General features: G+C 61.3%; 8 protein-coding genes. 3 read left to right on the forward strand and 5 right to left on the reverse strand.

The genetic code is table 11. The features are described 5' to 3' along the window. The first annotated feature begins 279 nt into the window (after positions 1–279). The 3 genes from pyrR to VIH17_12115 all read left to right on the forward strand — a co-directional run bounded on the left by pyrR (position 280) and on the right by VIH17_12115 (position 3,134). Positions 280–828 carry a bifunctional pyr operon transcriptional regulator/uracil phosphoribosyltransferase PyrR gene (gene pyrR / locus VIH17_12105; protein ID HEY4683971.1) on the forward strand — a complete coding sequence of 183 codons (549 nt, stop codon included), beginning with the start codon at positions 280–282 and terminating at the stop codon, positions 826–828. Positions 829–928: 100 nt separating this feature from the next. Beyond that, positions 929–1,873, forward strand: coding sequence for an aspartate carbamoyltransferase catalytic subunit (locus VIH17_12110; protein ID HEY4683972.1), 945 nt, complete (start codon positions 929–931; stop codon positions 1,871–1,873). Continuing rightward, positions 1,860–3,134 (forward strand): dihydroorotase, encoded by a 1,275-nt coding sequence (locus VIH17_12115; GenBank protein ID HEY4683973.1) that lies wholly within the window; start codon positions 1,860–1,862, stop codon positions 3,132–3,134. Before VIH17_12110 ends, VIH17_12115 begins: the two co-directional genes overlap by 14 nt. 181 nt (positions 3,135–3,315) lie before the next feature. Here the strand turns inward: VIH17_12115 and thiD are convergent, their stop codons facing one another. The 5 genes from thiD to VIH17_12140 all read right to left on the reverse strand — a co-directional run bounded on the left by thiD (position 3,316) and on the right by VIH17_12140 (position 8,788). Then, positions 3,316–4,173 (reverse strand): bifunctional hydroxymethylpyrimidine kinase/phosphomethylpyrimidine kinase, encoded by an 858-nt coding sequence (gene thiD / locus VIH17_12120; protein HEY4683974.1) that lies wholly within the window; start codon positions 4,171–4,173, stop codon positions 3,316–3,318. Positions 4,174–4,361: 188 nt separating this feature from the next. After that, a complete protein-coding gene (locus VIH17_12125) occupies positions 4,362–5,612 on the reverse strand; it encodes a Glu/Leu/Phe/Val dehydrogenase (protein ID HEY4683975.1) in 1,251 nt (416 codons plus the stop codon). A 368-nt stretch (positions 5,613–5,980) separates the two neighbouring features. Next, positions 5,981–6,637, reverse strand: coding sequence for a tetratricopeptide repeat protein (locus VIH17_12130; GenBank protein ID HEY4683976.1), 657 nt, complete (start codon positions 6,635–6,637; stop codon positions 5,981–5,983). A 223-nt stretch (positions 6,638–6,860) separates the two neighbouring features. Continuing rightward, a complete protein-coding gene (locus VIH17_12135; GenBank protein ID HEY4683977.1) occupies positions 6,861–7,559 on the reverse strand; it encodes an alpha/beta fold hydrolase in 699 nt (232 codons plus the stop codon). 176 nt (positions 7,560–7,735) lie between these two features. Continuing rightward, the gene (locus VIH17_12140; GenBank protein HEY4683978.1) at positions 7,736–8,788 is read right to left on the reverse strand and encodes a tetratricopeptide repeat protein; all 1,053 of its coding nucleotides are present in this window, start codon (positions 8,786–8,788) and stop codon (positions 7,736–7,738) included. Positions 8,789–9,269: the final 481 nt, after the last annotated feature.

The raw sequence follows: 9,269 nt of genomic DNA on the forward strand, positions 1-9,269 counted from the left end.
GTGGCAGGGCAATCACCCAAAAAATTATAGCACCGGTCGCGGGGCAGTCAACCGAGCCTTGAGTCTGGTTGCTGGACGCTGGACACCGGGGCTTGCTCCCCGAGGCAGGTGCCTCGGGGCTCAGCGGGCCACTGGCTTGCCCTGATCCCGCAGAGCGGGACGAAGGGTCGCTGGTCATTGGTCGCGGGGCACTGGTCCCACGTCGCCGGTCGCTGGACGCTGGTCGCTGTCTGCCCTCTGCTTGACACCCGTTCCTGCCGCCGTTAACATGCCACCCCGATGCAGATCCGCGAAAAGACCCAGCTCATGTCGGCGGCCGAGATTGACCGCACCCTCAACCGGCTGGCCCACGAAATCGTTGAGAAAAATGGCGGCGGCCAGAACGTGGCGCTGATCGGCATCCGGCGGCGCGGCGTGCCGCTGGCCCAGCGCCTGGCGAAGCAGATCGGCGAAATTGAAAAGCTGGAGGTGCCGGTCGGCGTCCTGGACATCACCCTTTACCGCGATGACCTGTCGCTGGTGTCGCCGCAGCCGGTGGTGCAAAGCACCGAGATTGATTTTCCGGTGGACGCCAAGATTCTGATTATGGTGGACGATGTGCTCTACACCGGCCGCACGGTGCGCGCCGCCATGAACGCGCTCTTTGATCTGGGCCGGCCCAAGCGGATTCAACTCTGCGTCCTGATTGACCGCGGTCATCGCGAGCTGCCGATTGAGGCCGCCTTTGTCGGCCGCAACATTCAAACCACCGACCGGGAGATTATCGAAGTCCGTCTCAAGGAAGTGGACCGGGAAGAGCGCGTGATGTTGGTGGAACGCACCGACTGAGCCGCGTAACCAGGAGTGCCGGGCTTTTAGCCCGACATGCAAATCGGGATGAATCCCGATAGTCCTTACATGCGCTCCATCCCACTTCCCAGGGTTTTCCATGCCCGCCGCCCGACTAAGTTGCCGCCATCTGTTCGGCATCGAACCGCTCAGTATCGAGGAATTGGAACTGATCCTCGACACGGCCAAGTCCTTTCAAAAAGTGCACGAGCAGCCGCTCAAGAAACTGGCGACCCTGCGCGGCAAGACGGTTTTGCTGGCGTTCTTCGAGGCCTCGACGCGGACGATGACCTCGTTTTCGCTGGCGGCGCAGCGCCTGGGGGCCGATGTGATCCCTTTTGTTTCGAGTGGCTCCTCGGTTTCGAAAGGCGAGTCGCTCACCGATACCCTGCTCACGCTCGAGGCGCTCAAGCCGGACGGCCTGGTGCTGCGCCATGCGGCTTCCGGTTCGCCTGAGTTTGTGGCGCGGCACCTGAAGATTCCGGTGATCAATGCTGGCGACGGCTTGCATGAGCATCCGACCCAGGCGCTGCTGGACGCCCTCACCATCCGCGACCACAAGGCGAGGCTCACCGGGCTCAAGGTGGCGATCGTGGGGGATGTGCAGCACAGCCGCGTGGCGCGCTCGAATGTCCATTTGCTTGCCAAGTTTGGATCCCAGGTGACGCTCTGCGGCCCGCCATCGTGGTTGCCGCCTTTTTTTGCCTCCCTGGCGCCCAATGTCCGGTTGTCTCACCGCCTGGACGAGGCCTTGACGGATGCCGACGTGGTGATGGCCTTGCGCGTCCAGAGCGAACGCCGCGCCGGGGATATTTTTCCGGTGGACGAATATGCTCGGGAGTTCCAATTGACGCGCTCGCGCCTCAAGCGGGCGAAGCCGGATGCCATCATCATGCACCCGGGACCGATGAATCGCGGGTTGGAGATTGATTCGGAAGTTGCCGACGGCACGCAATCGGTCGTTCTGGAGCAGGTGACCAACGGCCTGGCTGTCCGCATGGCGTTGCTCTTCCTCTTATTGGGCTCGACCCATGCTGCTGATTAAAGGCGGCCGGGTGATTGACCCGGCATCGAAACTGGATGACGGGCGCGACATCTTGATCGCCGACGGCCGGATTTCCGCCATCGAGAAGAAGATCGAAAAGGTTGGCGCAGAAATCTTTGACGCGTCGGGCATGGTGGTCGCTCCCGGCTTCCTCGACCTGCATGTCCACCTGCGCGAACCGGGTGGAGAAGGAGCCGAAAGCATTGCCACGGGCACTCGCGCGGCAGCCGCGGGCGGCTTTACTGCCGTCTGCTCGATGCCCAACACGCAGCCGGTGAACGACAACGCGGCGGTGACCGCATCCATTCTGAGCCGCGCCAGGGAAACCGGCGTCGTCACGGTATATCCGGTCGGTGCCGCCTCCTCCGGCAGCGCCGGCGAGGAGCTCTCCAGCATTGCCGCGATGAAGAGGGCTGGAATCGTCGCTGTCTCGGACGACGGCCGGCCCATCGCCAATGCTCGCCTGATGCGCGGGGTCATGGAGTATTGTCGGACCCTGGGTCTGCCGGTGATTGACCACTGCGAAGAGCCGAGCCTTTTTGGCGAGGGGGTGATGCATGAAGGGGCGCACTCCACCCGGCTTGGCTTGCGAGGAATCCCGGCAGCCTGCGAAGAGATTCCGGTGGCGCGCAATTGCATTCTGGCGCGGGAGACGGGCGCGCATATCCACCTGGCGCATCTCTCGACGTGCGGTGCGCTGGAATCGGTCCGGCTGGCCAAGCAGCGCGGCGTGCGCGTCACCTGCGAGGTGACCCCGCACCACTTTACGCTGATGGACGAAGACATCCGCGACTACCGCACTTGCTACAAGATGAACCCGCCGCTGCGCGGCCGGGAAGACCGCGATGCGCTGGTCGAAGGCATCGCCGATGGCACGGTGGACGCCATCGCCACCGATCACGCGCCGCACCACCCTGTCGCCAAAGAGGTGGAGTTTGACCTCGCTCCCTTCGGCGTCATTGGGCTGGAGACGGCGCTCGGGCTGGCTCTCGACCGCCTCGTTCACACCGGAAAAATTTCGCTTACCCGTCTGGTTGAACTTTTCTCCACCCATCCGGCGAAAATCCTTGGCCTCGACCGGGGCAAAATCCAGGTGGCGGCAACGGCTGACCTCACCCTCTTCGATCCCGCCCGCGAATGGACGTATCGCGTCGAGCAATCCGAATCAAAGAGCCGCAACTCGCCTTTTGATGGCTGGAAATTCCGCGGCGCTCCCATGGCTACGATCGTCGCCGGCAAAATCATTTACCAACGAAAATAGCTTGCCGCTCAGGTGATCCTTCGAATCGCCTGAGGCGGTTTTTCGGCTCAAAAACCTCAGGTTTCTTTCGAAACACCTGAGCTACTAATTTTGAACGAAGGAAATCCCCCGCCAGAGGGTAAGCCCGCCGGGGGCGAAGACAAGAAGGACGGCCACGGGCCGCCGCTCACGGGTCACTGTGCTAACCGTTGCGCGAGTGGTGGAAGGCGGGATATTCAATCACTCGCGCATAGGGTTCCTGTTGCATGCGGAAAAAATGATTGAGCGTGCCGCGGCCCTTTCCCACGGCAAAGCCCTTCTCAATCGCCTTGGTGACGTAGGCTTTGGCGAGCACCACCGCGTCGGGGAGTTGCTTGCCTTCGGCAAGCGCCGCCGCCACCGCTGAGGCAAACGTGCATCCGGTGCCGTGGGTGTTTTCCGAGCGGACACGGTCGCTGCCAAACGTGAGAAATTCCGTGCCGTTGAAGACCAGGTCCACAGGCTTTTCCAGGTGGCCGCCTTTGATGACGATTGCCTTCGCGCCCATCTCGAAAAGTTTCTTGGCGGCCTCCTTTGCGCCTTCGACGTTCTTGACTTCCACGCCGGTCAGGGTTTGCGCTTCCGGAGCATTGGGGATGATCACGGAGGCGTGCCGGATCAGTTCGGTCTTCAAGAATGCGACGCCTTTTTCATCCAGCAGCGCAAAACCACTGGTCGAAACGAGAATGGGGTCAAGAACGACGTGCGGGAACTGCCATCGTTCCAGAATCCCGGCGACCACCCGGGCAACCTCTCGATTGGCCAGCATTCCGATCTTGACCGCGGCGATTTTCGCATCAGCGACCAGCGCTTCGAGCTGCGCCTCCAGCACCGCCGGCGGCGTCGGATAGACCGCGATGACTCCCTCAGTCGTTTGAACCGTCAGAGCGGTGATGGCGGCGAGGCCATAGCAGTTGTGGGCGGCAAAGGTCTTCAGGTCAGCGGCAATGCCCGCTCCCCCGGTAGGATCGAACCCGGCAATGGTGAGGAGGGTGGTAGGCGGGGAACCGTTTGGTGTCATCTTCGATCGCCTGGAAGAAGAATCCGGCGCGATGCGAACCGTGCATCACCCCGACCAGCAATCGAAAAAGGTACTGCAAATTCGCTCGCAATGCAAAAGAGATTTTCCGATGGAAGGGGGACCGCCGTGGGCAAAGGCCCGTCCCCGTTCTCCATTCTCCCTTCGCCCATCAGCCCGTCGTCATCTCATTATGGAAACAGCCCGCGCACGGTGGTGGCGTCCGCCACGCGGCCGACGGCGAGGATATAAGCGGCGGTGCGCAGGTGGACCTTGTACCTCACGCTCGTCTGATAGACGTCATGGAAAGCGCGCTTCATGATGAATTCGAGTTTATTGTTGACCTCCTGCTCCGGCCAAAAGAAGGACTGGAGGTCTTGCACCCACTCGAAATAGCTCACCGTGACACCGCCGGCGTTGGCGAGAATATCGGGCAGGAAAAAGATTCCTTTGCGCGCCAGCACTTCGTCGGCTCCAGGCGTGGTCGGGCCATTCGCCGCCTCCACAACGATTTTTGCCTTGATGCGGCTGGCGTTTTCGAGCGTGATCTGGTTCTCAAGCGCTGCCGGAACCAGGATGTCGCATTTCAGTTCCAACAACTCCTCGTTATTGATCTTCGATGTGCCGGGGAAGCCAACGACCGTGCCGCTTCTTTCCTTGTACTTGAGCACTTTGAGCGGATCGAAACCTTTCGGGCTGACAACCCCGCCGCGAGAGTCAGCCACGGCGATAATCTTCGCGCCGTCCCGGCTGAAAAGCCAGGCGGCAATCGAGCCGGCATTGCCGTAGCCTTGCACCGCGACCGTCGCGCCCTTCAAAGACAACCGGCGCACCTTGCAGGCCTCGCGAGTGATAAACAGGCAGCCCCGGGCAGTGGCCTCTTTGCGCCCCTCCGACCCGCCCAGGGAAACGGGCTTGCCGGTCACCACCCCGAGCGTCGTGTGACCCTTCATCATGGAATAGGTGTCCATGATCCAGGACATCGTCTGCGAATCGGTATAGACATCCGGCGCGGCAATGTCCTCATCGGGCCCGATGATCGGCAAAATCTCGGAAGCGTACCGGCGCGTCATACGTTCCAGTTCCGGCTTGGTCATTCTCTTTGGGTCGCATATGACGCCACCCTTGCCGCCGCCGAAAGGGATATTGACCGTGGCCGTCTTCCAGGTCATCCAGGCGGCGAGCGCCTTCACTTCGTCCAAGGTGACGTTGGGATGATAGCGGATACCTCCCTTGGCCGGCCCGCGAGCGATGTTGTGCTGCACCCGGAATCCTTCGAACACCCTGACGCTTCCGTCGTCCATCTTCGTCGGAATCGACACCACCAACTGCCGCTTGGGCGTCCGAAGCACCTGGCGCAATCCTTTATCCAACTTCAGGTGATCGGCGGCGATGTCAAACTGCATCTGGGAGATGACATACGGGTTGAGCTCTTCCTTCATTTCCGCCTCCTCATGTGCACTGGGTTAGGCGAGCCTAGCGGCCGGCTGCGTTTCGAGCCGCGTGGTCAGCCGGAGACCGGCTCCGGTACCGTTCCATACATTCCTCGGAACAAAAATGGACGCGTTGGCCTTGAAATAAAGCAGAGACAGAGACCTCCGGGGAGACATAGGTGCCACAGACGGGGTCGCGGAAGGTCTCGCCGCCCCGCGCTGGCGGAGCCGGAGGCGGGGCGTTTGTCCGGCTGCGGGTGGAGCCGAAATAAACTCGGAGTAAGCGCCCAAAAAGAAGACGCAAGACCCAGACCACAATCACAACCCAGAAGAGAATTTCCAACAATCGCACAATCAGCCGCATCAGGCCTCGTCCATCACGGGCGCGGGTTGGAGCTTGCGTTCGGGCGGGTCCGTTCCTGGCGGATCTGCCCGATTCTGGCTTCCAGTTGAGGAATTCCGGGGAAACCGGGTTTCAATCGTTTCAGCCGGCGGAGCGCTTCCTCGGCCCCGCCTATATCGTTCTTGCCCACCAGTTCCGTAATCGCAATGTTGAAGAGCGTTTGAGGATGATTCGGGTCGTATTGGAGAGCACGTCGAAATTCCTTGAGCGCTTCGTCAAACCGGCCGAGATTGTACAAACTCGTGCCGAGGTCGGTACGCACGTGGACGTTCTTGGGATCGACCGCCAGCGCCTTCCCGTACCATTCCACCGCTTCAGCATGTTTGTTAGCGTCGAAGTAAAGATTGCCCAACGTGATGACTGGCTGAGGGTCCTTGGGGTTGGCTGCCGCCTGCTGCTTCAGCTCCGCCAGCATCTGCCCGATCTGCTCCATCGTCGGCGCAGCTTCCGGGGCCGGCGGCATCCCCCCGGGTGAACGCGGCGCCCCGGGCGTGGTCGAAGGGACATCGCCCGGTTCAAGCTGTCCCATCTGCCCGCGAACTTGAAAGCTCGTCTGAGCGTGATAGATATATCCACCGAGGAAGCCAACTACGGTGAAGATGACGGCGGTGAGAAGGGTTTGACGATTCACGCAGGACTCCGCGTTCCAAGCGGAAGAAAACGAGTTTGCCGCACCCCCGATATAGAGTCAAGGCGAATGGGGAGTTCGTCATAACGGGTACCATTACTTGCCCGGCCGGCTGGCGTTCCAGGCGGCCGGCACCCGCCGCTCCGGCCAACGGCCAAGTGGAAGCCGGATGGGTCAGAGGATGCCAAATGGCAACTGGCGGCCCGTCGGGAACGTCAGGGCCCGGCTACAGATTCTGTTGCAAGAACTGCAGAATCAACTGCTCGAGCCCCGCGCCCAGCATCTCGGTGCCGTGGCCAGCGTTGTCAAAGACCTTGACCGGGTGCGGACCCTTGGCGAGCTGCGCCAGCCGGCGAACCGTCACCGCGCTATAGCCGTCGTCCTCGCTTGCCACCAGAAGAACCGGACGGGCGCCCAAACGTGTCATGGCATCTTCCGAGGTCACCCCATAATAGTTGAGACCCGGCGAGAGCAGCACCACCGCTTTGATCGCCGGCTCAATGGCGCCGAACCAGAGGGCTCCGTTCGCGCCCATGCTGCCGCCGATGGCAGCCACTCGCGAAGCGTCCACTTCCTTTTGCGAACGAAGAAAATCATAGGCCGCCCGGGCATCGGCAATGAGCTTGTCTCGACCTCCATCGCCCCGGTCGCGGAGGTCTATGGCGATCGCTGCGTAGCCGTTCTTCTGAAGAAAGTCACCGAACGCCCTCCAGTCCTCTTTTCGCCGGCTGAGCATGTGAAGAAGGATGATCCCCGGCGCAGCCTTGGCACTGGTCGGCGGTGCCCAGTAGAGCCCTCTGATGCTTTCCTCACCGGCTTTGAGGGATACATTCTTGGCTGAGGCGCAGGCCGCGATCGAGCTGAGGAGCGCGAAGCCAACAGAAAGAAAACCGGCCGAAATCAACCTCTTCCTGGAGAGTCTCACAGTCAATCCTTGGTCCGGGCGCCGGAGAAGTCGCAGCCGAGGGCTCAAGAAGAATAAGGACCGGGCCGGGCCAGGCCACCGGGTTGATCGCCGGCCGTGCTCACTCGCCCCGATGGAATCGGGGCGAGCTGACCAGCCGGGTTCGGCGTTGCTCGCTCCCGTTTCGCCCTTCCGAGCTACGGCTTTTTCTTCTTGGTTTCTCTCTTGAATTCGGTTTGGACGGTCGCTCCCAGTTGGTCGAGGATGGCTTTGACTTCAGCGGCGTGCGAGCCGTTGGGATCCAGTTGGAGGTACTTTTGGAACGTCTCGATTGTCCCCGGCGCGGGGATCATTTTCATCATGCCGCCCTCGGTTTTCTGCTCGACCTTGCCCAGCAAGCAGATGCCGAGGAGATAGTAGGCCAAAGCGTCGTTGGCGTCAGCCGCGATCGCCTTCTGGAGCGGTTCAATCGCTTCATTCGTCTTACCCGCGTTGTAGAGGACGATGCCGGCGTTGCGCCAGTACATTCCCGCCTGGGTCGGTTCCATCTCGGCTGCCTTGCGAAATTCTTCCAGCGCTTCCGGCCCCTTGCCCGCCTTGGCGAGGGCATTGCCCAGGTTGTTGTGATAGCCAGCGATCTCGGGCCGCAGGACGAGCGCCTTCTGATAGGCATCCACCGCTTCATTGAGTTGCTTGTTGCCGGCATAAGCGTCACCCAGCCTGGCAAAGATGACATCCTGAGACGGATCCATCGTCGCCGCCAACTGCAATTCCGTGATCGCTTCGGCATAGTTTTCCTGCTGCAACGCTGCCGACCCGGCATCAAAGTGCTGCTTCAATTCGTCATATTTCTTGGCCGCCTCTTCTTGCTCCTTCTTCGCCTTGATGGCCGCAGGATTGGCGGCTACTTCTTTCTTCATGTCGAAGTCCACCACCTGCTGATCGCCTGGACGCAGGGTGATGCCGCGGAAGGCGAAGACGGTCCTTCCCTCGAATTTCAGGGTGATGGTGTACTTCCCCGGCTGCAAGCCGGCGTAAAGATAGTCGCCGCGCTTGTCAGTCTTCACTTCGTTGTGCGACTTGATGTCCTCGCGGTCTATCTCGACGGTGGCGCCGACATAAGGCTTGCCATTTTCATCCGTGCACTTGCCTTCCAGCCGCGCCATGAACTGCGCGGAAGCGAGACCGGCTAGCACCATAAGCGCGAGGAGAAGTCCAAGGCCGGTTCGCCAACTCCCTTGCCATTTCATGATTGCCTCCCTGGTCCGCCCTGTTCTCGGCGGGCTTGCCCTCGGCTACCGGGCATAAATTCTGGCGCAAAAAAAAAGATTTGGCGCTGCGGCGCGAGCCAACGCCGCACCCCCGCCCCTCCCGGGGAGCCGATGCCGCCGGCCGCGTCGCCATTCTCCTGCCACACCCCTATAAGATGCAGGGGCGACACCAACTCGATGCCACGCCGCACGATCTTACTTGTACGGATAGCGGAGCTACCACAGGTATCTCCACGGAAAGAGCCGGCGAAGAACCCCCGTTCACGGCGAGCCCCGGCGGGTCTGAAGAAGAGCAGGCCGCAACCGGGAACCTCTGCTCCCAACCGTTTGTCAAAGAGGCGGCCCCGCAGACCCGGACAGGTTTGAGACACGCGAAAGCTATTCGCTATAGGTGGCTGTTGTCGCCTCCGTCTCAAAGACCGTCACTTGCTGGACACGGGCCCCGATTCCATCGGGGCGG

Source organism: Candidatus Acidiferrales bacterium, assembly GCA_036514995.1.
In the GTDB taxonomy this organism is placed as follows: Bacteria; Acidobacteriota; Terriglobia; order Acidiferrales; family DATBWB01; genus DATBWB01.

Coding starts and splice junctions, on each gene's coding strand:
- VIH17_12115 (HEY4683973.1), top strand. CDS start 1,860: ATGCTGCTGATTAAAGGCGGCCGGGTGATTGACCCGGCATCGAAACTG.
- VIH17_12110 (HEY4683972.1), top strand. CDS start 929: ATGCCCGCCGCCCGACTAAGTTGCCGCCATCTGTTCGGCATCGAACCG.
- VIH17_12140 (HEY4683978.1), bottom strand. CDS start 8,788: ATGAAATGGCAAGGGAGTTGGCGAACCGGCCTTGGACTTCTCCTCGCG.
- thiD (HEY4683974.1), bottom strand. CDS start 4,173: ATGACACCAAACGGTTCCCCGCCTACCACCCTCCTCACCATTGCCGGG.
- VIH17_12125 (HEY4683975.1), bottom strand. CDS start 5,612: ATGAAGGAAGAGCTCAACCCGTATGTCATCTCCCAGATGCAGTTTGAC.
- pyrR (HEY4683971.1), top strand. CDS start 280: ATGCAGATCCGCGAAAAGACCCAGCTCATGTCGGCGGCCGAGATTGAC.